The sequence below is a fragment of the Ruminococcus sp. RTP21484sp1_RTP21281st1_A8_RTP21281_210402 genome (genome assembly GCF_040914025.1).
Lineage (GTDB): Bacteria > Bacillota > Clostridia > Lachnospirales > Lachnospiraceae > Blautia_A > Blautia_A faecis.
Window position 1 is genome coordinate 31,305 of the sequence record NZ_JBCPGE010000008.1, and the last position, 24,789, is coordinate 56,093.

At 40.4% G+C, this 24,789-nt stretch carries 23 protein-coding genes; all 23 read left to right on the forward strand.

Annotation, left to right across the window (positions count from 1 at the left end; all coding sequences use genetic code 11):
* The first annotated feature begins 1 nt into the window (after position 1).
* The 23 genes from AB5170_RS05490 (at position 2) to AB5170_RS05600 (ending at position 24,529) form a co-directional block, all read left to right on the forward strand.
* The gene (locus tag AB5170_RS05490; RefSeq protein WP_173770924.1) at positions 2–898 is read left to right on the forward strand and encodes a glycosyltransferase; all 897 of its coding nucleotides are present in this window, start codon (positions 2–4) and stop codon (positions 896–898) included.
* Positions 899–917: 19 nt separating this feature from the next.
* Positions 918–2,372: a glycosyltransferase family 2 protein gene (locus tag AB5170_RS05495; protein ID WP_173770923.1), complete on the forward strand. Its 1,455-nt coding sequence runs from the start codon at positions 918–920 to the stop codon at positions 2,370–2,372.
* 17 nt (positions 2,373–2,389) lie between these two features.
* A complete protein-coding gene (locus AB5170_RS05500) occupies positions 2,390–3,226 on the forward strand; it encodes an NAD(P)-dependent oxidoreductase (RefSeq protein ID WP_148462159.1) in 837 nt (278 codons plus the stop codon).
* A gap of 100 nt (positions 3,227–3,326) precedes the next feature.
* On the forward strand, positions 3,327–4,598 hold the full coding sequence (locus AB5170_RS05505; RefSeq protein ID WP_325064494.1) for a methyltransferase domain-containing protein: 1,272 nt from the start codon (positions 3,327–3,329) through the stop codon (positions 4,596–4,598).
* Positions 4,599–4,648: 50 nt separating this feature from the next.
* Positions 4,649–5,704 carry an acyltransferase gene (locus AB5170_RS05510; RefSeq protein ID WP_148462161.1) on the forward strand — a complete coding sequence of 352 codons (1,056 nt, stop codon included), beginning with the start codon at positions 4,649–4,651 and terminating at the stop codon, positions 5,702–5,704.
* Between the two features lie 451 nt (positions 5,705–6,155).
* On the forward strand, positions 6,156–7,175 hold the full coding sequence (locus AB5170_RS05515; protein ID WP_272105099.1) for an acyltransferase family protein: 1,020 nt from the start codon (positions 6,156–6,158) through the stop codon (positions 7,173–7,175).
* 111 nt (positions 7,176–7,286) lie between these two features.
* Positions 7,287–7,472, forward strand: a complete 186-nt coding sequence (locus tag AB5170_RS05520; RefSeq protein WP_148462163.1) for a hypothetical protein — start codon at positions 7,287–7,289, stop codon at positions 7,470–7,472.
* Between the two features lie 201 nt (positions 7,473–7,673).
* Positions 7,674–7,853 carry a hypothetical protein gene (locus AB5170_RS05525; protein WP_226836596.1) on the forward strand — a complete coding sequence of 60 codons (180 nt, stop codon included), beginning with the start codon at positions 7,674–7,676 and terminating at the stop codon, positions 7,851–7,853.
* 218 nt (positions 7,854–8,071) lie between these two features.
* Positions 8,072–9,019: a glycosyltransferase family 2 protein gene (locus AB5170_RS05530; protein ID WP_173770920.1), complete on the forward strand. Its 948-nt coding sequence runs from the start codon at positions 8,072–8,074 to the stop codon at positions 9,017–9,019.
* Positions 9,020–9,294: 275 nt separating this feature from the next.
* Positions 9,295–9,531 (forward strand): hypothetical protein, encoded by a 237-nt coding sequence (locus AB5170_RS05535; RefSeq protein ID WP_173770919.1) that lies wholly within the window; start codon positions 9,295–9,297, stop codon positions 9,529–9,531.
* A gap of 212 nt (positions 9,532–9,743) precedes the next feature.
* Positions 9,744–11,672 (forward strand): DUF2142 domain-containing protein, encoded by a 1,929-nt coding sequence (locus tag AB5170_RS05540; RefSeq protein WP_173770918.1) that lies wholly within the window; start codon positions 9,744–9,746, stop codon positions 11,670–11,672.
* Positions 11,673–11,692: 20 nt separating this feature from the next.
* Complete coding sequence (locus AB5170_RS05545) at positions 11,693–13,897, forward strand: Ig-like domain-containing protein (RefSeq protein ID WP_173770917.1); 2,205 nt, start codon at positions 11,693–11,695, stop codon at positions 13,895–13,897.
* Between the two features lie 148 nt (positions 13,898–14,045).
* The gene (locus AB5170_RS05550) at positions 14,046–15,014 is read left to right on the forward strand and encodes a beta-ketoacyl-ACP synthase III (RefSeq protein ID WP_173770916.1); all 969 of its coding nucleotides are present in this window, start codon (positions 14,046–14,048) and stop codon (positions 15,012–15,014) included.
* A gap of 282 nt (positions 15,015–15,296) precedes the next feature.
* Complete coding sequence (gene acpP / locus AB5170_RS05555; RefSeq protein ID WP_118578781.1) at positions 15,297–15,521, forward strand: acyl carrier protein; 225 nt, start codon at positions 15,297–15,299, stop codon at positions 15,519–15,521.
* A gap of 145 nt (positions 15,522–15,666) precedes the next feature.
* Positions 15,667–16,605 carry an enoyl-[acyl-carrier-protein] reductase FabK gene (gene fabK, locus AB5170_RS05560; RefSeq protein ID WP_118578783.1) on the forward strand — a complete coding sequence of 313 codons (939 nt, stop codon included), beginning with the start codon at positions 15,667–15,669 and terminating at the stop codon, positions 16,603–16,605.
* Positions 16,598–17,524 carry an ACP S-malonyltransferase gene (fabD, locus tag AB5170_RS05565; protein ID WP_173770915.1) on the forward strand — a complete coding sequence of 309 codons (927 nt, stop codon included), beginning with the start codon at positions 16,598–16,600 and terminating at the stop codon, positions 17,522–17,524. The genes fabK and fabD overlap by 8 nt, the downstream gene beginning before the upstream one ends.
* 148 nt (positions 17,525–17,672) lie before the next feature.
* Positions 17,673–18,413 carry a 3-oxoacyl-[acyl-carrier-protein] reductase gene (fabG, locus tag AB5170_RS05570; RefSeq protein ID WP_118578785.1) on the forward strand — a complete coding sequence of 247 codons (741 nt, stop codon included), beginning with the start codon at positions 17,673–17,675 and terminating at the stop codon, positions 18,411–18,413.
* Positions 18,410–19,648, forward strand: coding sequence for a beta-ketoacyl-ACP synthase II (fabF, locus tag AB5170_RS05575; RefSeq protein WP_173770914.1), 1,239 nt, complete (start codon positions 18,410–18,412; stop codon positions 19,646–19,648). The genes fabG and fabF overlap by 4 nt, the downstream gene beginning before the upstream one ends.
* Positions 19,649–19,754: 106 nt before the next feature.
* Positions 19,755–20,291, forward strand: a complete 537-nt coding sequence (accB, locus tag AB5170_RS05580) for an acetyl-CoA carboxylase biotin carboxyl carrier protein (protein ID WP_173770913.1) — start codon at positions 19,755–19,757, stop codon at positions 20,289–20,291.
* A 121-nt stretch (positions 20,292–20,412) separates the two neighbouring features.
* Positions 20,413–20,841, forward strand: a complete 429-nt coding sequence (fabZ, locus tag AB5170_RS05585; RefSeq protein ID WP_118578791.1) for a 3-hydroxyacyl-ACP dehydratase FabZ — start codon at positions 20,413–20,415, stop codon at positions 20,839–20,841.
* A 36-nt stretch (positions 20,842–20,877) separates the two neighbouring features.
* Positions 20,878–22,242, forward strand: a complete 1,365-nt coding sequence (locus AB5170_RS05590) for an acetyl-CoA carboxylase biotin carboxylase subunit (protein WP_148462174.1) — start codon at positions 20,878–20,880, stop codon at positions 22,240–22,242.
* On the forward strand, positions 22,232–23,992 hold the full coding sequence (locus AB5170_RS05595) for an acetyl-CoA carboxylase carboxyltransferase subunit alpha (protein ID WP_173770912.1): 1,761 nt from the start codon (positions 22,232–22,234) through the stop codon (positions 23,990–23,992). Before AB5170_RS05590 ends, AB5170_RS05595 begins: the two co-directional genes overlap by 11 nt.
* A 99-nt stretch (positions 23,993–24,091) precedes the next feature.
* Complete coding sequence (locus tag AB5170_RS05600) at positions 24,092–24,529, forward strand: MarR family winged helix-turn-helix transcriptional regulator (RefSeq protein ID WP_330382748.1); 438 nt, start codon at positions 24,092–24,094, stop codon at positions 24,527–24,529.
* Positions 24,530–24,789: the final 260 nt, after the last annotated feature.

Genomic DNA, 24,789 nt, shown 5'->3' on the forward strand with positions numbered 1-24,789 from the left:
AATGAAATTACAAATTCAATCTGTAATTTATGGAAATCAGGTAGACGCTTTGGTGAAAGCAATGAAAGCCCTTCAGCAGGCTGTAAAAGTCTATCACAGACGCGTGGGAGATCTGCAGGTGAGGCTTATTTATGGTGACTCTACACCAACTCCTGTTCTGGATGAAAAAACACAGAAAGATATCCGTGAAATGCTGAAGGCGGAAATTGAATTTGAATATAAAGTATTTGGATTTAATTCCGGAACTGCCAAAGGTCATAATCTGATGGCTGAGAATACAGATGCTGATATTATGATGATCATGAATCCAGATGTTATTTTGGAGCCAACCTGTCTGTGTAAGCTGATGGAGCCTCTTAAACTGAAAGAGGTTGGAATGGTGGAGGCAAGACAGACTCCGCTGGAGCATGCAAAGGAATATAATACAAAAACAGGAGAAACGGAATGGGCATCTACTGCCTGTACTGTGTTTAAAACAGAGGTATACAATAAAATAAATGGTTTTGATGCAGAAACCTTCTTTTTATATTGTGATGACCTGGATTTTTCCTGGCGTGTGCGCTTGGCTGGTTATAAAATCATTTATATGCCGTCCGCTATTGTATATCATGCTAAAAATCTGTCCTTATCAGGAACCTGGCAGCCTACATCCGCAGAAATATATTATTCTGCAGAAGCAGCCATGCTTCTTGCCTATAAATGGTCAAATCCGGAAAGAGCAGAAAAGCTTTGCCAGCAGTATCTGACTCATGGTGGTGAAAGCGAAAAAAAAGCAGCGCAGGAATATCGTAAAAGAGAAAAAGAGGGTACTTTACCCAAAATGATAGATCCAGAACATAAAATCGGAAGATTTTTAGGGGATGAATATTGTAAGATGCGATTTAAGTTTAATCACTAATTGCTTTGAGGAAATGAGTATGAATAATAAAAATAATAATAGCTGGAAAGATATTATTGGTGAATTTTCAGCGAACAGTAATGTTGGGCTGTATTTAAAAGGATTAGAGCATTTAAATACAGAAGAAAACCAGAAATTATACGAAGAGAAATATCTTCCTGTCATTCAAGGTGAAAAAAAGGAAAATTCTCCTTTTTTAAGCGTTATTATCCGTACGCAGGGAAAGAGAGAGCAGGGATTGCGCGAAGCCCTGCTGTGTCTGCAGGCGCAGGAATGCCAGGACTTTGAAATATTATTGATTGCGCATAAAGCTGATGAAGAACATAGTAAGCTGATCGAAGAAATTCTGGAAGATCAAGAAGAGGAATTCAGAAAGAAAATAAGATTCTTTCGTCTGAATGAAGGAACCAGAACAACTCCGCTGAATTATGGCTTTTCCCATGCGTGGGGCAAGTATGCAGCTGTTTTTGATGATGATGATATTCTTTTCTCAAACTGGGTAGAGGAATTTAAAAAGTGTGCAGAAGAAAACGAGGGCCGTATTCTTCATTCTTTTGCATTTGCACAGGACTGGGAAAATCTGGAAAAACTGGGATATTGTGCAGTGGCTGCTCCGTCTGCAAACTACTGTGTTCCCTTTAATTTGATCAATCAGTTATCTGTTAACAGATGCCCATTGATGACTCTGGCGTTTCCTGTAAATATTTTTCAGAAGGCAGGAATTATATTCAACGAAAACCTTAATGTGACAGAAGATTGGGAATATTTTATGAGAACCGCTTTTTTATGCGGCGTTTCCGATATTGAAGCACCGACAGCAATCTACAGATTCTGGAAAAACATTGAAACATCTGCCACCTTGCATGATCAGGAAAATTGGGATGCAACGTATCATTCTGTACAGGAGACTTACAACAGTCAGAATATTATTCTGCCAGCAGGAAATATCAGAAGAATCATAGAGCTGTCAACAGCTGGTGCAGCTCAGAATCTTGTAAATGCCAATGGCGAAATGGTAAGTCAGCTTTTCTTCAGTAAAGGTGAAAGGTTTAGCAATAATCAGGTGATTCAGGCCGTGAATAAGGCAGAAGCACCGCAATTTGACATCTGGTTTTTATTTGAAGAAAAAACAAATGATTTAACAGCAATGCGATTCGATTTATGTGAAGAAGGACTGTTTATGCTGAAAAATTTCAGTGTGGATATCTGGTTTACAAACGGAGAGAAAAAAGTACTTACGTTAGAGGATTGTGTACATAACGGCCTGGAGACGAAAGAGGGAGTATTTTTCATTAACTCAGATCCGGAAATTGTGTGGGAACTTAAAGATAAAAGACTGCTCGATGTTGTGAATGTGAAAGGGGAATTTGAACGGCGGATGAAAACCAAAGGATGGGTGAATATGCTGCTGAATATTTTCCCGTTGAAAAAATGTTTTAAAAAGAGAAAACTGCATAACAAAGGATATTTTTAGATTAGGAGGGTAAGACAATGAAAGTATTGGTAACTGGTGCTGCCGGCTATATGGGAAAATATGTAGTAAAAGAACTGCTTGGAAAAGGCCATGAGGTTTATGCAATTGACTTTAACCATAAGGAAATTGATTCAAGAGCTGAAATTCTGGATGTGGATATATTTTCCGGTGATGACAGAATTTATGAAAAGGTAAAATGTCCTGATTTATGTATTCATTTAGCATGGCAGGATGGATTTGTGCATAATTCACCAAAGCATATGGAAAACTTATCAAAGCATTTTACATTTCTGAAGAATTTAATTGATGGCGGCTGCAAAAGAATCGCAGTTATGGGAACCATGCATGAGATTGGATTCTGGGAAGGTGCAGTGGATGAAAATACTCCGTGTAATCCATTATCACAGTATGGTATTGCAAAAAATGCATTGAGACAGTCTCTTTTACTGCTAACCCAGAATTCAGATGTGAAGATTTACTGGTTAAGAGCATATTACATTCTGGGAGATGACAGACGAAACAGTTCTATTTTCACAAAGCTGCTTCAGGCAGTAGAAGATGGAAAAGAAGAATTTCCATTTACTTCAGGTGAAAACAAATATGATTTCATTGACATAAAAGATCTTGCAATGGAAATCGTAGCTGCAAGCACACAGGATGAAATTACTGGAATTATAAATGTCTGCACAGGAAATCCAGTTGCTCTGAAAGATAAGGTGGAAGCATTCATTAAAGAAAAGGGACTTCCGATTAAATTGAAATATGGAGCATTTCCTGACAGACCTTATGATTCCAAGATTATTTATGGCGATAGCACGAAAATAAATAAAATTTTAATGACAACAGGGAAATAACATTATAAAAGGATGTGATCGTGTGGAATTCGGAAATGGAAAAAAGAATCAGTTAGTATGGCGCTCGTCTGAAAACAGATATCATAATGAGGAATTCAAAGTGAATGAAGATAATGACAATGTAAATGTTGCGATACTTGCACGCCAGGTAAATGCAGAAAGTACAGTGCTTGATATTGGCTGCGGTGAGGGCAAATTTGGTGCTATGCTACTGAATAAAAAATGCCAATTATATGGAATCGATATTGATTCAGAAGCATGTCGAAATGCATTGGAAAAATATAAATATAATAAGATATTCTGCACAAATATTGAAGCGCCTGATTATACGGATGAAGGATTTGCAGAATTAGAAAGCCTATCTTTTGAATTTGATTATATTGCCTTGATCGACATTCTTGAACATGTAATAAATCCTACAAAGGTTATTGAAAACTCAGTCAGATACTTGAAAGATAAAGGGAAAATCTTGATCAGTGTTCCAAATGTGAATAATGCAGATATATTTTTAAATTTGCTTAATGATCATTTTAATTATCGCGAAGCTGGTGTGCTAGATAATACACATACGAAATATTTTACTAGACATTCTTTTATTGAATGGATTGAAGATATTAACAGTACAGCAGATTTTGCTCTGGATTGCGAATATATAGGAAGTACTTTTGGTGAAACCGAGTTTATGCAGGAAGTGGAGAAAAAGTATCCAAACGTGTATGAACTGATTCAGTTAAATCCATGGTTTAATGCAATTCAGCATTTGTTTGTGCTGACCTATTATAAAAACAAAAAAGAGGCAAACACTAATCATCTGAAAGTACTTTTACAGGAAAAGGGTAATGACCTTGTAGAAAAGCTGAATCAGGTGCTTGATTTTTCCGGGGCAGATTTGCAGGAAAAGGATTTTTCAATGCTTCCAAATGAGAGAAGAACTTTAAAAGAGCAGGTCTTTGTATCAGAAGAAGGATGGAAAAAGTGTGCAGACGAGTTAAAGAAAGCGAAATCTTTTGAGGAAAAAAATCAGCGAGACATTGATGAATTAAAGCAAGTATTAGAGCAATCGCAGCAAATGGTGAGTGAAAAAAATGCGGAGCTTAAAAATGTAGAGGATAAATTGGCACAAAGTACAGCCGCACTGGAAGAAACTCGTGTTGAGTGGAAAAAGTGTGCAGGGGCATTGGAAGAAACCCGTACCGAATGGAAAGAATGTGCGGAAGCATTGGAAAATGCGAAAAAAGGCTGGGGAGAATGCGCGGAAGCATTAGAAAATGCGAAAAAAGGCTGGAAAGAATGTGCGGAAGCGTTAGAAAGTGCGAAAAAAGGCTGGAAAGAATGTGCGGATGCATTAGAACAGGAAAGAAAATCAAAGTGATGTATCCACATAAGTGAAATATAAGAGGAAATGGAGAAAGAAATTATTTAATGGCGAGGGAGAAAAGAGACAATAATTTTAATATCATTAGGTTTGTTGCTGCAATAATGGTTATGGCTGGACATATGGCATATATTGGTGGCTATACCCTTCCTACATTATGGGGAGAAGGAATTCAGGCGCTCGGAGTAAAAATCTTCTTTTTGATTGGTGGATTTCTTATTGCGAAAAGCTGGGAATCAGATTCTAATCCGGTACGGTATATGACGAAAAGAGTTTTTAGAATTTTTCCTGCGCTTATTGCATTTACATTAGTTGCTGCTTATGTGATTGGACCAATCCTGTCAACACTTACAATCAACGAATATTTTCAGTCACCACTGGTTAGAAATTATCTGCGAAATATATTGTTATTTCCAGCATATTCACTGCCAGGAGTGTTTGAAACAAATCCATATCCCAATGCAGTAAATGGTTCATTATGGACTCTGCCTATAGAATTCGCAATGTATATTTTGGTTCCGATTATTTTGATTCTTGCAGGAAAAAAAAAGGAGAAGAGATATTCTTTTGCTTTTGTTTCTGTGATTACCGTTGTATTATGTTGTCTACAAATGGTAAAACTTTTGTATCATCCTGAATGGCGTTGTGTCATATATGGGACAGATATATGGGCTGCGATGGAACTGATTCCGTGGTATCTGATTGGAGTGTTATTCACTTTTCCATGTATGCAGAAATTGTTAAATATTCAGGTAAGTATTTTGGCAGTCTTCCTGTTGTCCTGTCTGAACCCAGGATCGCTTACCTTTTGTATATTAAAATATGTGACATTTTCATATACAATATTCTCCTTTGCATTGGTGGAAAAACCGACCTTTGCAAAATGCTTTTCGCAGGCTGATATATCATATGGATTATATTTATATGGTTTTTTTGTGCAGCAGATCGTAGTATATCTGTTTAATAAAAGCAGCATTGTAATAGGAGAAATTTGGTTATTGGTATTTTGTATTGGCATTACATGCATAATAGCGCTGCTTTCTTTTTTATGCGTAGAAAAGCCGATGCAGCAGTTAAGCAAGAAAATATTGGTCAGATTATAGAAAATGCATAATTATATTAGACTTTTGTTCGTCGATTATTTATGTAAAAACTATTTAGTAATCGACGCTGGTTATTATGGATAGCTCTGTAAATCTTGAAAGTAGTACACTTTTTCCTATGTTTACATGAATTAGAATACAATGCTGATATGGAATAATTTGATTAATTATACGATAGGGGTTGGAATGATAATTGAAGAATGTAATTTGACATTTGATCCCGATATGCTGGTGAATATCAACTCGTATAGAGAATATCATCCCAAAGAACATTTTTCCACTCTTGCCCGCCGATTACCAATGTAGTAAAATAAACCTACATGGTAATCGGCGGTTTGTTATTATGGAGGGGTTATTTCATGGGCAGATTTGTAAATCTTGGCAATAACGCGTTTCAGACTGCACTTACTATTTATAGTCACAAATTTATTATATGCAACGTATTCAATGAATTGATGTTGCAAAATGTTTTGGAATGTTTTTTATTTATTTAGGACACTATGGAGTTGTGACAGGAAATGCATATAATTGGGTTTTTAGTTTTCACGTATGTTTATTTTTTTATTTGTCTGGATGCCTTGAAAATTTTAATCATAAAACAATATTAGAAAATATTCAAAAAAAGGTTATTAATATTTTAATTCCTTTTTTCTTTTTCGCTATATTAGGCATTCTATATAATGCTGTATTGAGAAATACAAATGTTTATATACACGAGAATTTAATGCTTTTATTAAAAGGGGATATTCGAAATCATATAAATTTTGGGGGCGGATTATGGTTTCTTTCTTGTCTGTTTGTTATTGAAATATTATTTTCTTTTATAAAGAAAATGAATAAAAAAATTATTATATTTATTACATGCTTAATTTTATTTATGTTCTCACAGTTTTTGATTTCTCCACCTCCCACCGTACAACCAAGTTGGTATTGGAATATTGATAGTGCATTATACTATACTATTTTTTATTGTATAGGATTTATTACATATGAGCCGGTCCTTAAACTTTTTAGAAGTAAGAAATCACTTGTAAAATGGATTTCAAATATTGCTCTGCTATTATGTTTTATATATTCGTTTTCCCTATTTTGGCAAAATAATTTATTGTCTAAAATAATTGGATTAAATGATATAATTGGAAAGATGTTTGAAATTATCACTCCGCTTCCTTCTATATTTTTAGTTCTTAGAGTTTCGTATTTTCTATCGGGTGTAGAAATATTGGAACGATTAGGAAGAGCATCTTTGTATTTGTGTGGAAATGAATTTATAATAAAGGAATTGGTTCCGCAGATTCTTGGTATATTCAACATTTCAATAACTATAAGTACTACAATTCAAGCATACATATATTGCTTTTTGCTATTATGTCTTGTAGAAAAATTGTTAATGCCATCTGAAAAATTAATTATAGAAAAATTGCAAAATGAAACTTCTTCTTTAGTTAAAATGTTGTTACAGTGTAAATGATTGTAAGTGTCTTAAAACATGGTGTAGTGACTCCAGACGTTTCTCCTGATATAATGTAATATAGTGGTTTTGAGTCACTTACGAAAAATCACACGTCGGAAAAAGAAGGGAATGAAGGACTTTATCCGTGGAATCATAGAGGAAAATCAGGGCGGTTTTGAGAACAGCCGGGGGAAATATGTTGACAGGTATGATGTATACGGTATGATAGTGAAGCGTTTTTTATGCGAGGGAGACACGAAAAAAAGGAACTTTCATATTTATTACAGTGACGGAAAAGCTTACAGTAAAAAGTAGGAGATCAAGCCCTGGATGAAAAGATTGAACGCAGATAAGCATTCCCCCGCTTCAAGTGTGCGGAGCACTAAGCAGCAGGTGAGGGGGATGCTTCTGTCAGTGGGAATTGAAAGCTCCCACTGACAGATCGCGAAGCGACTGCGTTCATGAGCAAGTAGAGAAGCGGATTGCGAATGTACGCTTTACAAAGTGGAAGCGGATGTGATCGCAGCGAAGAAAAGATATGACCATGCAACCGCAGTTTTGAAAGAGCTATTGGACAAGCGGGATACGATAAGGAAAGATGAAATCCTGTCAGCAATTGTAAAGAGTGGACGGTCTTATGAGGAGATAATGAACTTCCTGAATGTGGAAGAAACTGAGAGAGAAACAAAGGAATAGACAAGGAATGCACCACAACTGCGGCTGTGGTGCGAGTTTTAGGCGGAAAATTTCTGGAGGTTCACATTGAGGGGAAAAAAGTATTGATCGGATAGTTTGGGGAACAATCCCCTTGCCCGCCGATTGCCTATGTAGTAAAATAAAGCTACAAGACAATCGACGGATTTTTTGCGTAAAGAAAACTTACTTAAGAATCACCGGAAAGGAAAACATTTAAAATGGATAAAATAGCAGTACTAATTCCCTGTTACAACGAGAGCAAAACCATAGAAAAGGTTGTAACCGATTTCAAGAAAGTATTGCCGGAAGCGGTAATATATGTATACGATAATAATTCCACTGACCATACAGATGAAATTGCCCGCAGAGCAGGAGCTGTAGTCAGATATGAATATCAGCAGGGCAAAGGAAACGTTATTCGCAGAATGTTTCGTGAAATTGATGCACAGTGTTATATCATGGCAGACGGAGATGATACTTATCCCGCAGAATTTGCCCCTTCAATGGTTGAGAAAGTATTGAATAAAAAAGTTGATATGGTAGTGGGAGATCGTCTGTCCTCCACTTATTTTACAGAGAACAAGCGACCATTTCATAATTTTGGAAACAGTCTGGTGCGTAAATGCATTAACATTATGTTTAAAACCCAGATAAACGACATCATGACAGGCTACAGAGCATTCAGCTACCAGTTTGTAAAGTCCTTCCCTGTATTATCCAAGGGGTTTGAGATTGAGACTGAAATGAGCATTCACGCAGTTGATAAGAACATGTATATCGAAAATGAAGTGATTGAGTACAGAGATCGTCCCGAAGGCAGTGAATCCAAACTGAATACATATTCAGATGGCTTCCGGGTACTGAAAACCATAGCCAAATTATACCGCAATTATAAGCCAATGGCATTCTTCGGACTGGTGGCAGCAGTGCTTTTGATCCTTGGAATTGGATTCTTTATCCCGGTATTTGTAACCTTCCTTGAAACCGGACGCGTGGGAAAAATTCCTACTCTGATCGTATGTGGTTTTGCTGTTTTGGGAGCAATTCAGTCATTGTTTTCCGGACTGGTCCTGCAGACAATGGTTCAGAAGAACCGGCAGGACTTTGAAATGGAACTGCAGAGGATACAGGAGCAGTACAATTACATTGTTGAAGAAAAGAAATGACTTTCAGCAAACAATTTATCATAATGGACCAGCCCTTTTTGGGAAATGAAAACCGGATATGAGGTGAGTCAGTTGATTCTTGAGATGGAACAGCAGTCAGATGATGGTCATCGGTTTAATAAGATAGTCACTTATTTTAAAATTATATTGCAGAATTTGGAGCGAACCTATGATGGCGCTTTTGGAGTATAGCGGTGTTGATTATAAGGCGTTTACCGTGGAACATAAAATATATCAGAATTAGATGTAGAGCCCCTGTTCAACTGGCTACGCTTATGGGAAGAGAATATCACTTCATAAAAGAAAGAGAAAGATTGCGAGGGTGCGCCAGACATTGTGCAGGTATGGCGGTGGATGAGAACCACAATTTTTATACATATGGTCAGTATCTTCAGGTAGAAGAGAGAAAGACGGTGTTTCGTTCCGGAGTGTTGGAATGTGTACATTACAGCATTTACAACTGGGTAGAGAAATCAGGTTTTCAAGTGGAAAAGTACAAAAGAAATATGTAAATATCCGTTGTCGAAAAGACTTGCAGGATTTTTTGCAACTTATTTTAAGTATATGAAAGCCTACTAGAATATCAAATTGTCGGTTCGTTTTTACCAGGAACAGCGAGTTGGTTGCTGGCTTTGTTTGGATGAAGTAGGGAAGCTGAAGGAGAGTGTACGTTTTATTAAGAAAAAATTACGGAGAAAAGAATAATTTGAATAAAGAAATAAACATGGCAAAAAAAAATGAGATATGGCGGAAATCTTCAATTATTCGCTTTATTATAGAGATAATAGCAGCTGCTTTGATCACTATATTTGTGGAACTGGCTTTCAATTACCATGCATTAACAGCTGGTTATGAACCGGTTATGATCAGTGAGAATACTATAACTTCTAAAGGTAAGCTGATTTACCAGAAAGAACTGGAAGAACCAGTTTACATAAAGAAACTAATCTTGCAGGGAACTGCAGATAAGAAAAACACTTATCATATAAAAATAGTAACTGTAAATGATTTTGGAAAAGAGAAAGAGGTGAAATTGAAAGATTCCATGTATCCTGAACTGGATGCAGCTTTTACCAATATTAACCAGAAGGTAAAGCAAATTCAAATTACATTTAATCATCCTTCTAAAATCCATCTTACCAGTATTTCTTATTCCAATGAAGTGAATTTTAATAAGATCAGAATGTTCTTTTTCTGGCTGGTGAGTTTTCTTGGCATACTTATTTTGTTTGAAAAGCGGTTGCTATTGAGGAATATCTGGGCAATTTATCTGATTGCGGCATTGGGATTTGGGAGTATCCTTGCAGTGACCTCCGGGGCTTATGCAGTGACCTGGGATGAGGAAGTGCATTATTCTACGGTACATAATACTGGTTTTTCCTCAACTATTCAGCTAAATTCGGCTGTAGCATTTAATTTTTCCAGAAATAGCTGGACCTCTGCGAATACTGCCGAGGAACAATGTATGATGAAAAATTATCTGGATGAAGAGGCAAAAAAGGATGCAGGAAGTTATGAAGTCCCTAGAGGAATTAAGAATTATATTACTCATTTTCCAATGATTCTTGCTTATCATTTTGGAGAAAAAATAGGGCTTTCTTATACCGATAATTATATTCTGGGACGTATGGGCAACCTTATTTTCTGCGCTGCAATAACCGCTTTTGCAATTTTTATAGCACATCGCAAAAAAATTCTGATCGCAGTTGTGGGAATAATGCCTACTGTGATTTTCCAGAGCAGCATGTATACTTATGATGGAGTCTGCTTCTCCTGTATTACTTTGGGCGTTGTGCTTTGTGTGAATGAACTTGAAAGAAAAAAGGAGACCAGGAAAGTGAGAAACCTGGTTGTTTCTGCGGCATTTATTGGAATGGGTTGTGTGGCCAAACCGGTGTATTTTCCCTTGATGTTTCTTCTTGTTCCATGTATTTGGGAACGAGTGAAACCGCTATTGAATTCAAAGAGAAACCGCCATATATGTGTGCTGATTCTTGGAATTTCTATTTTGCTGATAGCTGGAGTGGCGACAATAAAAATGAAGCCGTTACTGTATAATATGGCAGAGGGAAATCTTAATTATCTGGGAGATCCGAGGGGCGGAGATACAGGAGTGTCAGGTCAGCTTCTGAATATTGCAGAGCATCCGTTAGCTTTTGGAAAAATGCTCATTCAAGAGATATTTTCCTTTGATAATTTTCGAAATGCCGGAGATGAAGTTGAAAACACTACGCTGGTCTGCAATCAGATGTTTTTGAATTTGTATATTCTTGGAACCTTAAAAGAGGTTTGGGCACTGATATTACTGCCCTTGCTTCTGCTTATTTTTCTTGTGGAACCACAGGGGGAACCCAGATTCATTTATAAAAAAAGAACTTTTCGGGGGTATTGCATTGTAGCAACGGTAGCATCTGTAGTGCTTGTGTGGCTTGCTATGTATCTTACTTTTTCGCCAATAGGTGAAGACTGCATTCAGGGAGTGCAGGCTCGGTATTTTTTGCCTTTGTTCTTACCATTTGCTTATGCACTATGGGGTGATCGAATACAGGTGAAAATGACAAGAACGTATTATTATCAGGTTTCGCTTGGTGCTGGATTGCTCTTATGCAGTGAATGCATTTATAAATTTTTGATAGTTGGAAAAGCTTTGTAATAAAGAAAAAAAGGAGTAAAATGAGAAATAAGAAAAAGGGAATAGGTTTGCTTCTGGCTATATTTCTTTCAATGGATCCGGGAATTGCCCTAGCTGAGGATTGGATCGATGAAAGTTCTGGCATAGAAGAATTTGTGTCAGAAACAGATTCCGAGGATTTGGGAATTGAAAGTTTTGTCAGTTCTGAAGAAATTCATGCAGAAGATGAAAAACAGATTGTGAGCGTAGAATCTGGTGAGATCATCTCCGGTGCTATTGCGGGAGATTCCGTTGACAGCGGCATCAGCCTTTTTTCTCTGGACTATTACACGGACAGCTATGGTGCCCAGCTGGATGGAAATGCAAAGGCCTTGTATGATCTTCTGGTGCAGAATTATGTGGTGGATTACAGCCAGTATCTGGACAGTGTTGATTTTCCTTTTGAATTTCCTAATACCATTACATTTGAAGCAGTTGTTGAGGATGGCAGTTTTCAGAGAAAAGGAGAAAGCTATGTACAGGCTACCAATGATGTGAAAACAGCCATTCAGGCAGCTTCAGATGCTTTTTCCTATGATTATCCACAGGCATTCTGGTTCAGGGGCAGCAACTATGGATACCGGGTCAGCTGTGTTCGGGATGGGTCCTCTTCTACCGGATACAGGGGAACCTTTAAGAATTTCACCTTCAAACCGGCGAACAGGGAAATCAGTGAGAATTCCCATACTCGAATGGGGGATTTTATGGGTGGTGTTCAGAGTGCTGTTGCAGAGCTGAATGAGCAGACTGTGGGCATGGATATGGAGCAGAAAATAAAGCGGATTCATGATTATATCTGTCAGAGAGTTACTTACAGGAACGATAATACTTTGTGGGTGCATTCTGCCGCCTCGTTGTTTCTGGATGCAGATCCTGCATTTGTCTGCGAAGGCTATGCGAAATCCATGAAAATTTTCTGCTATTATATGGGAATAAATTGTGCCTGTATCAGCGGAACAGCCAGGGGGACTTCTTCAGGAACTCCTGGAGCGCACATGTGGAATTATGTACAGATGGATGATGGAAACTGGTATCTGGTGGATGCCACATGGGATGATGTGGGAACCTCGCCATCTTCACGATATTTGCTGGTAGGAAGGGCTACAAAGGGGCAATATATTACCATTGGTGAGGAGCGTGTGGAGTATACCAGTTTTTCTACTACTTCAGCAGAAACGGCTGGTCCTGTGTTTATTTTGCCGGTTCTGGCAGAAGAGAGTTATGCAGATAATAAGGGGAAAAATGAGCCCGCAGTTACAGTTGTGCCTACAGTGACACCAACTGCGGCGGTAAGTGCGGAACCGACCCCGACTGTAAGTGCGGAACCGACCCCGACTGTAAGTGCGGAACCGACCCCAACCGTAAGCGTGATACCCACTCCAACCGTAAGTGCAGAACCGACTCCGACCGTAAGCGTAGAACCGATTCCGACTGCAAGTGCGGAACCGACTCCGACCGTAAGCGTGAAACCGACGCCAACCGTAAGTGCAGAACCGATTCCGACCGTAAGCGTAGAACCGACTCCGACTGCAAGTGCGGAACTGACTCCGACCGTAAGCGTGAAACCGACGTCAACCGTAAGTGTGGCTCCGACCCCGACTGCAAGTGCGGAATCGACTCCGACCGTAAGCGTGAAACCGACGCCGATCGTAAGTGCGGAACCGACCCCAACCGCGAGCGTAGCACCGATACCCACTGTAAGCGTCACTCCAATCCCGACTGCAACCCCAGTGCCGACTGCGACACCCGTGCAAACTACCACCACACTTACCTTACGGGTAAAACAAACCTACAAGTCCGGTGGTAAAATAAAGTCAGTCCGCACCACCAATAAGAAAATTGTCAAAGTGGATAAGAAGGGCAAAATCACTGGGAAAAAAGCCGGAAAAGCAACGGTAACTATCACTTATACCAACGGAAGCCGCAGGATTTTCCAGGTAAAAGTGCAGAAAGGCATTGTAAAAACAACGTCTGTTTCCGTGAATAAACGGAATATAATCCTTGCCAAAAAAGGAAAAAGCTTTCAGCTGAGAGTCACTCTCACACCAGTCACCAGCCAGCAAAAAGTAACTTATAAAAGTTCCAATTCCAAAGTAGCAGCAGTAAATTCAAAAGGAAAAATAGTTGCGAAAAAGAAAGGAACAGCTACAATTACAGTGAAGTCAGGAAACAAAAAAATTACCTGCAAAGTCAAAGTAAAGAAATAACCCCAAAATACTGTCAGAACCGAAACAAAATAAAGTTTTGGTTTTGACAGTATTTTTTTATTGACAAAGTCCAAAAATGTGATATACTTTGATAATCAAACTATTTTAAATTAAAAATAAGAACTACACAACATACCTGGAGGGTATTATGGTTGGAAAAATAAAGGGAACCGGTTCCTACAGGCCGGTTCAGGTGTGGGACAATGACAAACTGTCCCACATGATGGATACAAGTGATGAGTGGATTCGTGGGCGAACCGGAATCGGTCAAAGACATATTGCAAGCGGTGGAGAGACCGTTGCTTATATGGCAGCTCGTGCGGCTGAGGAAGCTCTTTCAGATGCAGGAATGCGACCGGAAGAGATTGAATTGCTCCTGGTGTCTACCATGTCATCTGAAAGGATTATGCCATGTGCTGCCTGTGAAGTGCAGAAACTGATCGGTGCAGTGAACGCAGCCTGCTTTGATCTGAACGGTGCATGCACAGGATTTCTGTTGGCATTGAATACAGCTCAAGCCTATCTGGGGCAGCAGATTTATCGCAAGGCATTGGTAATCGGTTCAGAAACTCTTTCCCATCTTACAAACTGGGAGGACAGAAGTACCTGTGTATTGTTTGGCGATGGTGCCGGTGCGGTGGTTCTGGAAGCGGAAGAAAATGCAGTCTATATCCAGGCTGTTCATTCTATTGGAAGCAGAGGCAAAGCCCTTACCTGTGTCAGCCGCAATCAGCAGCAATTTATAGAAAAAGACGCAGATATTTCTTCAACATACATGCAGATGGATGGAAAAGAAGTATTCAAATTTGCAGTTTCCAAAGTTCCGGAAGTGATTATGGAGGTGCTGGAAAAAGCAGGAAAAACAAAAGAAGAAATCCGCTTTTACATGCTTCATCAGGCGAATAAAAGAATCGTTGCTTCAGTGTCAAAACACATGAACGAACCTTTGGAAAAGTATCCGATGAATATAGAAAATCTGGGAAATACATCCTCCGCAAGCATTCCGCTTCTCCTGGATGAGTGGAATAAAAAAGGCAGATTAAATTCAGGAGACTGGATTATCCTTTCAGGATTTGGCGGTGGACTTACCTATGGAGCCAGCCTGCTTCAGTGGTAAAAATGTGTATCAGGGCTTTGAAAAATAAAACTATAGCAGATAAAAAAGCTGCTTTGCTCTGGAAATAAGGTAATTCAGGCTGATAAATACAGGTTGTTAGAGAGCGTTTTGAAAATCATTTCCGCAATCTGCGCGCCCTATTTTACAGTATATTTTGCAGAATGTCTTTTTCAAACACACTCTGGTCATATAAAGTGAACAGCAACCATGTAAAGCTTTGAATCATAAAAAGTTGAAAAATGGATTTGAAAATCTAAAAAACAAAATAAGGAGAACAAAAAAATGTTAGAAAAAATCAAAGAAATCGCAGCAGATTCATTAGGAGCAGACGTAAGTACAATGACAGCAGAAACATCTTTCAAAGAAGATCTCGGAGCAGATTCCCTTGATCTTTTTGAGATGGTAATGGCACTGGAGGAAGAGTTTGAGGTAGAGATTCCTACTGAAGATCTTGAGAATATTAAGACCATCGGTGATGTGGAAAGCTATCTTCAGAGTCGCCAGTAATTTGAAAATTTTGTATTCAGACTTTGGCAGTATATAGAAATAATCAGCCGGAATGTCAGGAAATATAAGTTATTTAAAGGATGATTCCGGCATGTATTTGCCATAGGCGGGCATGGTATAACGGAATTACAGAATGGAGAATTTCATGAAAACAGAAGTTACAGAATTACTTGGAATTGAATACCCGATCATTCAGGGCGGCATGGCCTGGGTGGCAGAATATCATCTGGCAGCAGCTGTTTCAGCAGCTGGCGGACTGGGGCTGATTGGAGCCGCAAGCGCTCCTGCAGACTGGGTTCGTCAGCAGGTACGGGAGGTAAAAAAACTGACCGATAAACCTTTTGGTGTGAATATTATGCTGATGAGTCCATATGCAGATGAGATTGCACAGGTAATTGTGGAAGAAAAAGTTCCAGTGGTTACAACCGGTGCAGGAAACCCTGAGAAATACATGAAAATGTGGAAAGAAGCAGGAGTAAAGATCATTCCGGTTATTGCTTCTGTGGCTCACGCAAAGAGAATGGAGCGATGCGGAGCGGATGCTGTAGTGGCAGAAGGATGTGAATCCGGCGGCCATATCGGTGAGACAACCACAATGGTTCTGGTGCCTCAGGTCGTAGATGCAGTGAACATTCCGGTTATTGCAGCTGGTGGAATCGCAGACGGAAGAGGGATTGCAGCAGCCTTCATGCTTGGTGCAAAAGCCGTTCAGATGGGAACTCATTTTGTGGCAACCACAGAGTGCTGGGCACATCAGAATTACAAAGATATGATACTGAAAGCAAAGGACATTGATACAAAGGTAACCGGTCGTTCCACCGGTCATCCGGTACGTGCTCTCCGCAATCAGATGACAAAAGAATACTTGAAAAAAGAGGCAGAAGGAGTTCCGTTTGAGGAACTGGAGCAGATGACGCTTGGCAGCCTGCGCCGTGCTGTTGTAGACGGAGATGTGAAAATGGGAAGCGTTATGGCTGGTCAGAGTGCAGGACTTGTGAAGGAGCAGATGAGCTGTCAGGAACTGATCAGAAAGCTGGTAAAAGAGACGGATGCGTTGTTGAAAGGAACTGGAATTTATGAGTAAGATCGCATTTCTTTTCCCTGGACAGGGAGCACAGAAGGCTGGAATGGGACAGGATTTTTATGAAAAGTATCCTTCTGCCAGACAGGTTTTTGACCAGGCAAGTCAATGGCTTTCTCTGGATATGAAAGCTCTTTGCTTTGAAAAAAATGATAGATTAAACCTTACAGAATATACGCAGGCAGCACTGGTAACCACCTGTCTTGCAATGGAAAAAGTGGTGGAGGAGTGTGGGCTTCATCCGGATATAACTGCCGGATTAAGCCTTGGAGAGTACTGTGCCATTGCTGTTTCAGGTGGAATGAGTATGAAAGATGCCATAGTAACTGTGCGAAAAAGAGGAATCCTTATGGAACACGCAGTGCCGGCAGGAGAAGGCTCTATGGCAGCTGTTATAGGTCTTGATGCAGATAAGATCCAGAACGCAATTGCAGGAACAAAGGCTGAAATTGCCAATTACAACTGCCCTGGACAGATTGTTATCACAGGACCAAAACCTGCTGTAGAAGAAGCTTCTGTGAAGCTGAAAGAAGCCGGTGCAAGACGTGTACTTTCCCTTGCAGTAAGTGGCCCTTTTCATTCCTCTTTGCTTCAAAATGCAGGAAAAGAACTGGAAAAAGAACTGTCAAAAGTGGAATTTTCCGGTCTGAAGATTCCTTATGTGACCAATGTGACTGCCCAGTATGTGACAGACATCAGAGAGACAAAAGATCTTCTTGCAAGGCAGATTTCTTCCTCTGTTCTCTGGCAGCAGAGTGTGGAAAAGATGATTCAGGAGGGTGTGGATACCTTCGCAGAGATTGGCCCTGGAAAGACTCTGGCTGGTTTTATGAAGAAAATAGCGCCGGAAATGAAGACCTATAATATTCAGAATGTGGAAGATCTTGAGCAGATTTCAGATCTTATACACAGTAGAAAATAAGATCAAAAACAGTTAATTAAAACAATACAGGTATTATCAGAAGCAGCCGATACGGAGAAATTCAGAAGTGGTTAACAAGGGGAAAGTTAATGTTTGTCGTGCTGGAAAAATATGATATTCACCTGACTTTACAGGAGTAAAACAAGGAATGAATGCAGAAAAAAAGATTGCAGTTGTAACAGGTGCTTCCCGTGGAATCGGAAGAGCAATTGCTCTTGAGCTTGCTGCTAAGGGAGCATTTGTAGTTATAAATTATAATGGTTCAAAAGAAAAAGCAGAGGCAGTGAAAGCAGAGATTATTGCTGCCGGAGGTTCGGCTGAAACCAGTCAGTGCAACGTATCTGACTTTGATGCCTGCGGCGCTTTTATTAAAGAAACAGTAAAAAAATATGGACAGATAGATATCTTGGTGAATAACGCAGGAATTACAAAAGACGGGCTTCTGATGGCAATGAGTGAGGATGATTTCTGCAGGGTTATAGATACAAATCTTAAAGGAACTTTTAACTGCATTCGTCATGTGGCCAGACAGATGTTGAAGCAGAAAAGCGGACGCATTGTAAATATGGCATCCATTGTTGGCCTCGGCGGAAACCCCGGACAGGCTAATTATGCAGCCTCAAAAGCAGGTGTGATCGGTCTCACAAAGACTGCAGCAAAGGAACTTGCATCAAGAGGAATTACCGTAAATGCCGTTGCTCCTGGCTTTATCAGAACGGACATGACAGATGTACTTTCTGATAAGGTAAAAGAAGAAACCTTGAAGAATATTCCTATGGGAACTTATGGTGAACCGGAGGATGTAGCCAAGGCAGTAGCATTCCTGGCATCACCGGAAGCCAGATATATTACAGGGCAGGTTTTGTGCGTAGACGGAGGAATGTTATGAGTAAAAGACGTGTAGTGGTGACTGGACTTGGAGCAGTAACACCTGTGGGAAATAATGTGCAGGCCTTCTGGGAAAGTGTAAAAACAGGTAAGGTAGGAATTGGAGAAATTACCAGATTTGATACTGCAGATTTTAAGGTGAAGCTTGCGGCAGAAGTAAAAGATTTTAATGCAAAAGATTATATGGATTTCAAATCTGCCAAACGAATGGAACTGTTTTCCCAATATGCAGTGGCTGCAGCAAAGGAGGCTATGGCAGATGCAGGAATTGAAATGGGAAAAGAAGATCCTTTCCGTGTCGGAGTGATCGTGGGATCCGGAATTGGAAGCCTTCAGGCAATGGAATCTGCAGATCAGAGACTGATCCAGCGCGGACCATCCAAGGTTGACCCTCTTCTTGTTCCCAAAATGATCAGCAATATGGCCGCTGGAAACGTATCCATTGCTCTTGGTGCAAGGGGAAAATGCACCAACGTAGTGACTGCCTGTGCGTCTGGAACACATTGTATCGGAGATGCATTTCGTGCAATCCAGTATGGTGATGCAGAGGTTATGATCGCAGGGGGAACGGAAGGTGCGATCAGCCCGGTTGGTGTGGCTGGATTCACGAATCTGACTGCCCTTAGCACCAGTCAGGATCCATATCGTGCGTCCATTCCATTCGATAAAGAAAGAGGCGGTTTTGTAATTGGAGAAGGAGCCGGAGTTGTTGTTCTGGAGGAACTTGAGCATGCAAAAGCACGTGGTGCGAAGATCTATGCTGAGGTAGTGGGATATGGCGCAACTGCCGATGCCTACCACATTACGTCTCCGATTGAAGACGGCAGCGGAGCGGCACGTGCTATGATGGATGCCATGAAAGAAGCTGGTATACAGCCAGAAGAAATCGACTACATTAATGCGCACGGAACAGGTACACACCACAACGATCTTTTTGAAACAAGAGCCATTAAAGCAGCCCTTGGAGATGCGGCTAAGAAGGTAAAAATTAATTCTACCAAATCTATGATCGGACATCTTTTAGGAGCCGCCGGAGGTGTGGAAGCTGTTGTCTGTGTGAAGTCCATTGAGGAAGGTTTTATTCATCAGACTGTAGGCACAAAGGAGACAGAAGAAGAGTTGGATCTCGATTATTGTATCGGCGGACCAACACGGCAGGAAGTAAATTATGCTATGAGTAATTCTCTTGGATTTGGTGGACATAACGCAGTACTTTTAATGAAAAAATACAGGTAAAAGTGAGTAATATCAGTTTGCGAAGCCTGTAACTTTGAAGGTACTGAACAGCTACATTTAAAGTATGAATTGCTGCAGAAATTGCTGTAAATAAGGAGAAAAAATCATGGAATTTGAACAGATATTAAAGTTGGTTGACCATGTATCAGCTTCTCATCTGGAGTCTTTCTGCTATGAAAGTGATGGAGTGAAACTGACTTTAAATAATAAAATTGCACCTGTGATCATACCTGGAACCATGCAAAATAACATATTATCGGGTGCTGAAACAGGAGAAAAAGGTTTCGTATATGGAGAAAAATATAGCATTTCGGAACAGGTTCCAGATAGAAAAATGGCGGATAAAGAACTTTCTGCAAGTGAGAAAAAACAGGCTTCAGATACAGTGATTTCTAACGGAGAACCAACAGGAAATACTGTGAAATCTCCTCTGGTAGGAACATTCTATGCAGCTCCATCTGAGGATGCTCCTGCCTTTGTAAAAGTGGGAGATATAGTAAAAAAAGGACAGATTCTTGCTATTGTAGAAGCTATGAAACTGATGAACGATATTGAAAGCGATTTTGATGGAGAAGTTGCAGAAATTCTGGTTGAAAACGGTCAGCCTGTAGAGTATGGACAGCCGTTATTTGTAATCCGTTGATATAAAAAGAAGCTAAATTTTATAATATCCATGTTAAAAGGTCAGAATCCCTTTTGACACGCAGACCATTTTATCAAAAATAGGATAAACACATTCGTTTTTCAATGAAATAGGAGCAGATATGAATCACTTAAATATAAAACAAATTGAGGAAATTCTTCCTCATCGTCACCCGTTCCTTTTGGTTGACTACATCGAAGATTATGAACCGGGAGAATTTGCTGTTGGCTATAAATGTGTCACATTCCGGGAGGATTTTTTTAAAGGACATTTTCCCCAGGAGCCGGTAATGCCAGGCGTTCTGATCGTGGAGGCACTGGCACAGACAGGTGCGGTCGCGATTCTTTCCAAGCCTGAAAACAAAGGCAGGATTGCTTACTTTGGCGGCATTGATAAGTGCCGGTTTAAAGGGAAAGTTCAGCCTGGAGATAAGCTAAAACTGGAAATGAAAGTCATGAAACAGAAAGGGCCTATGGGTGTTGGAGAGGCTGTGGCAACTGTGGATGGAAAGGTTGTAGTGAAAGCGGAACTTACTTTTATGGTGGGCTAGATAGATATATATAACGATACTCGGAAGGGTGAAATTATGATCAGAAAGTTATTAATTGCCAATCGCGGAGAAATTGCCGTAAGGATCATCCGCGCCTGTCGGGAAATGGGAATAGAAGCAGTTGCAGTGTATTCTGAGGCAGACAAAGAAAGCCTGCATACGCAGCTTGCAGACGAAGCCATCTGTATTGGACCGGGACCTTCTGTTAAAAGTTATCTGAATATGGAAAGTATTATCAGTGCCGCCATAGTATCCGGTGCAGATGCAATACATCCTGGATTTGGCTTCTTATCTGAAAATGCCAGATTTGCCCAGATTTGTGAGCAGTGCGGCATCACTTTTGTGGGACCTCCATCACAGGTAATCCAGAATCTGGGAAACAAACAGATTGCCAGAAATACCATGGAAGCAGCAGGAGTTCCAGTAATCCCCGGCACTACAAAAGCTATTCTGGATGTGGAAACAGGAGCAAGAGAGGCCAGTCAGATTGGCTATCCGGTTATCATAAAAGCAGCTCTTGGAGGCGGTGGAAAAGGTATGAGAACTGCCTTCTCTCCGGAGGATTTTGAACTGGCATTTCTTACAGCCCAGAAGGAATCTCAGATCGCATTTGGAGATGGAACCATGTATATCGAGCATTTTGTGGAACATCCCAGACATATTGAATTTCAGATCCTTGCAGACAGTCATGGAAATGTAGTACACCTTGGAGAAAGGGACTGTTCGATTCAGCGAAATCATCAGAAAATGATTGAAGAATCTCCTTCTATGGCAGTGTCAGAAGAGCTGCGGAAAGAGATGGGAATTGCAGCAGTAAAAGCGGCGAAAGCAGCACATTATGTAAATGCCGGAACCATTGAATTTCTCCTTGAAAAGACAGGGAAATTTTATTTTATGGAGATGAATACCCGTATTCAGGTTGAGCATCCTGTGACAGAATGGGTTACCGGTCTGGATCTGGTTAAGGAGCAGTTAAGGATTGCTTCCGGGGAAGCTCTGCCTTTTTCCCAGGAAGATATTCATATTCAGGGACATGCTATAGAATGTCGTATTAATGCCGAAAATCCATGGAAAAATTTTCGCCCGTCACCTGGAACAATCACGGATCTTCATCTTCCCGGAGGCCAGGGAATCCGGGTAGATACAGGAATTTACAATGGTTATCAGATTCCACCGTATTATGATTCCATGCTTGCAAAGCTGATCGTACACGGCAATAACCGTGAGGAAGCAATTGCAAAAATGAAAAGCGCTCTGGGAGAAATGATCATTCAGGGTGTTGATACAAATGTAGACTATCAGTTTGAAATTATGAACGATCCGGACTATCAGAAAGGTGTATTTGATATCGGCTTTCTGGAGAGTCATCAGATCGGAGGAGTGAAGGTAAATGAAGCTTAGATATGCCTTTAAACGTACAATTGCAAACAAATCTGCAGGTGCAGATAAAGAAATGAAACCAGAAGTGCCGGATGGTATGCTGAAGAAATGCAATGCCTGCAAGGCCGCTGTATTTGTAGATGAGGTGAAAAAGAATGCCTATATCTGTCCGCATTGCGGCAATTATTTCCGTGTTCATGCAAGGAGAAGAATCGAAATGCTGGCAGATGAAGGAACCTTTGAAGAGTGGGATAAGGTAATGCCAATAAGTAATCCTTTGTCCTATAAAGGGTACGAAGAGAAGGTAAAAAAGCTTCAGGAAAAGACAAACCTGGACGAAGCAATTGTCACAGGAAAGGCAAAAATAGGCGGAATATCTGTAGTGCTTGGAGTGTGTGACAGCCGTTTTCTCATGGCTAGTATGGGAGAAAATGTGGGAGAAAAAATTGCCAGAGCAGTGGAAAGGGCAACACAGGAACGTCTGCCTGTAGTGCTTTTTGCCTGCTCAGGAGGTGCCAGAATGCAGGAAGGAATTGTATCCCTGATGCAGATGGCAAAGACTTCCGCAGCTTTAAAAAGACACAGCGATTCCGGGCTTCTTTATATCAGTGTCCTTACGAATCCAACTACCGGTGGTGTGACAGCAAGCTTTGCCATGTTGGGAGATATTATCCTGGCAGAACCAGGTGCATTAATTGGTTTTGCAGGTCCCAGAGTGATAGAACAAACGATCCGGCAGAAGCTTCCTAAAGGATTTCAGAGTTCAGAATTTCTGTTGGAACATGGATTTATTGATCAGATTGCAGAACGAAAGAACATGAAAGAAACACTGGCCAGACTCTTGAAAATGCATTGTAAAAATGATTGTGCGGAAAGTCTGGAAGGACAGGAAAATGCAGAGAAGATTTCAGAAAAAAAATCTGATTCAGCTGACGGCATGTCTGTAAACAACAAATTAAATGTGGATTTTACGACGAAAATCACAGCAAAAAAATCTGCCTGGGAGCATGTTTCTCTTGCACGAAGCAAAGAACGCCCAACAGGAAAAGATTATCTTCCCTGGCTGTTTGATTACTTTATAGAGCTTCATGGAGATAGACTTTTTGGCGATGATCCGGCTCTGATTGGCGGTATTGCATACCTTGCAGGAAAGCCTGTAACTGTGATCGCCCAGGAAAAAGGAAATGGTACAAAAGAGAATATTGCCCATAATTTTGGCATGGTTTCTCCGGAAGGCTACCGAAAATCCCTGCGTCTTATGAAGCAGGCAGAAAAATTCCACAGACCAGTGATCTGCCTTGTGGATACACCCGGGGCGTTTTGTGGACTGGAGGCGGAAGAACGGGGCCAGGGAGAGGCAATTGCCCGAAATCTGTATGAGCTCTCCAGCCTTAAAGTTCCGGTGCTTTCTATTGTAATTGGAGAAGGTGGCAGCGGTGGGGCCCTTGCTCTTGCCGCAGGTGATCAGGTCTGGATGATGGAGAATTCCATTTATTCAATTCTTTCCCCAGAAGGCTTTGCATCTATTTTGTGGAAAGACAGCACACGGGCAAAGGAAGCCGCAGAAGTAATGAAGCTGACAGCCGTAGATCTGAAGGACCTTGGAATTATTGAGCAGGTAATCCCTGAGAATCAGCCTCTTACCAGAGAAAATATGGCAGATACCATGGAAGAGTTGAAAAACAGAATAGAAGAATTCCTGGAAACTTATCAGTTGCTTGATCCGGAAAAATTACTGAATAAGCGCTATAAGCGTTTTCGAAATTTGTAAAATTGTAGAAAAACATATCAAATTGTGATATACTTACCGTAAATATTTGCTTGAATGTTTTATAGAAAATAATGTTGTCACATTATAGGAGAGAAAAGAGTGGAGAACAGGGAAGTTATTAATGATGTACTGGTACATCTGTTTAACGAGATTATGGAGCTGGAAGAGCAGGCAATCATTACGGAAGAATATAAGGATATCACGAATAATGATATGCATATTATTGAAGCTGTAGGCCTTGGTGGGAACAAAATGTCCGACATTGCGGCCAAACTGAATATCACCGTAGGTTCCCTGACTACTTCCATGAACAGCCTTGTAAAAAAGGGATACGCCACAAGGGAGCGAAGTGAGCAGGATCGCCGTGTGGTATTTATCCATCTCACCCTGAAAGGAAGAAAGGCATATCATCACCATGCGGAATTTCACCGCAAAATGACAGATGCAGTGCTTGATGTACTGGACGAGAAGGAAGCGCTTGTCCTTGCCAAGGCCCTGGACAGTCTGACCCTTTTCTTCAGGCAGTATAAAGCATGATATGGGTAGAACCGGATTATTTTGACTGTGACGAAACTGAATTTCTCTTTTTCCTGAATTCCATGTTTTGATCTGGATAATGATTATGACGCATATAGTTTGACTATAAATCCAAGAGACAAATATCTGACTGCTGCAGCAGTATATTTTCTATTACGGTTACTGTTCACTCCGTTCACAGTAACACGCTTCGCGATGCACAGAAATCATGCTTTGCATGATTTCGCGCCGCAACTCTCGGGTTTTCTGTGAACTTTGTT